The sequence below is a fragment of the Planctomycetota bacterium genome (assembly GCA_039819165.1).
GTDB lineage: Bacteria > Planctomycetota > Phycisphaerae > Phycisphaerales > UBA1924 > JAHCJI01.
Genome location: JBCBSM010000014.1, coordinates 1 through 561, shown reverse-complemented (window position 1 = coordinate 561; position 561 = coordinate 1). Strand labels below are relative to the sequence as shown.

At 61.0% G+C, this 561-nt stretch carries 1 protein-coding gene; it reads right to left on the bottom strand.

Going from position 1 to position 561, the window contains the following annotated elements; all coding sequences use genetic code 11:
• Nucleotides 1-561 (bottom strand): prolyl oligopeptidase family serine peptidase (locus AAFX79_13790; protein ID MEO1009628.1); only part of this gene is annotated, 561 nt, incomplete at both ends.

Here is a 561-nt window from a genome sequence, read left to right as displayed (position 1 = left end):
GCTCGGCACGCCCGCCAAGGCATTCAGACAGGAAGTTCTCGGCAATCGCGAAGAAGGCGATCGAATTGGTGGGCTTGGCGAAGCCGTGGCCTTCATCGGGATAAAGCACGTAGGTTACCGGAATGCCGGCTTCCTTCATCGCATTGACGATCTGGTCGCTCTCGGCCTGCTTGACGCGCGGATCGTTAGCGCCCTGCGCAATGAGCAGCGGTTTCACGATCTGGTCGGCCTTGTAGAGCGGGCTTGCCGCCTTGAGCAGCGCGAGGCCTTCCTCGGTGTTGGGATCGCCCATGCGTTCATGGAAGATCTTCACCAGCGGCTCCCAATAGGGCGGAATCGTCCCGAGCAGCGTTTCGAGGTTCGACGGGCCTACGATATCGACCCCGCAGGCAAACTTCTCAGGCGTGAAGGTCAGCCCAGCGAGCGTCGCATAGCCGCCATAGGAGCCGCCCATGATCGCGACCTCGTCGGCAATCGCGATGCCTTCATTGATCGCCCAGTCGGTCGCATCGATGAGGTCATCGTGCATCTTGAGGCCCCATTGCAGGTTGCCGGCATTGA